Source organism: Methylobacterium sp. EM32 (assembly GCF_040593685.1).
Lineage (GTDB): Bacteria > Pseudomonadota > Alphaproteobacteria > Rhizobiales > Beijerinckiaceae > Methylobacterium.
On the sequence record NZ_JBEXZS010000193.1, the window covers coordinates 1 to 1,167 of the forward strand.

The 1,167-nt window shown below is 67.3% G+C and carries 1 pseudogene; it reads right to left on the reverse strand.

The features are described 5' to 3' along the window. Nucleotides 1–405: 405 nt before the first annotated feature. Nucleotides 406–1,135, reverse strand: a pseudogene (locus tag ABZT49_RS25460) (SDR family NAD(P)-dependent oxidoreductase). Between the last annotated feature and the right edge of the window lie 32 nt (nt 1,136–1,167).

The following is a 1,167-nucleotide window of genomic DNA, read 5'->3' on the forward strand; positions in this document are numbered from 1 at the left end:
CAGGTAGCCTACGACGCAGCCCGGCGCCGCGTCCTAGAGCGCCTCCAGCAGTTCCTCCCGCCCCCAGGCGAGGCCTAAAGACATCGCCAATGGAGGGCGGCGCAGGATGCTCGGGTTCCCGAAGGAGCCGCCGCCGTTTTCGGCGCCGTCGTCCTGCCGAGGTCGGCCATCATCGGCTGACCGCGTCGCTCGTCGGGAAGGGGAAAGTGCAGCATTCGAGGCGGATGTTTGCATGCCACCTGGTCGGGTATGCGCCATAAGCGGCCCTGCGAACAGAGCTGCGGGAATAGCCGCTTAGCCTCCGAAAGCTGCTATTGGCATGGAATGGCAGGTCCCGGCGGCCACAACGTCCTCCGCTTCGGGCGAGCCGGCCGAAGCGGACACGCTGAAACTGCTACACAGAAACTATACCTGTCGCATCCCGCCATCGACGCATAGTTCGGCACCTGCGACGAAGCTCGCATCGTCGCTTAGGAGGAACAGCGTGGCCGCCGCCACCTCCTCGGGACGCGCCATGCGGCCCAGTGGGATCGGCGCGATTAGTGCGGCCCGGCCCTCCTCAGGTACGCTCGCCATCATGGCGGTGTCGGTTGGACCGGGGGCCACCACGTTCACACGGATACCCTGCGGGGCCAGTCCGCTGTCCATGTGCGCGCGTAGGAGCGTAGGGCCGCCTTCGTCGCGGCGTAGGTTCCGTAGGGCGAAACGCCCATGACATCAGCGATAGACCCCATCAACACGACCGACCCACCCCGCCCCATCGCGCTCAGCGCCGCCTGCAACCCGAAGACGGCACCACGGACGTTGACCGCAAAGTGCCGGTCGAAATGCTCGGGTGTTCCGTCGCGCAGGGTTGCCGGTTCCGAGATGCCCGCGTTGAGGACCAACGCATCGATCCGTCCATATGCCTCCCGCACCGTCTCCACGACGCGGTGCAAGTCCTCTTGTAGGGCCGCGTCCGCAACTAGACCCCTGCACCACGCCCGATCCTCGCGGCGGCGGCCTCGACATCGTCGGCGCGCCGCCCGGTGAGCACGACCGACGCGCCCTCGACCGCCAGCCGCTCGGCGACCGCGAGGCCGATCCCCTTCGCTCCGCCGACCACGAGAGCAACCTTGTCCACCATGCGAGCCATTTCGGAATCCCTTCATCTGCGATGGCGCAGGG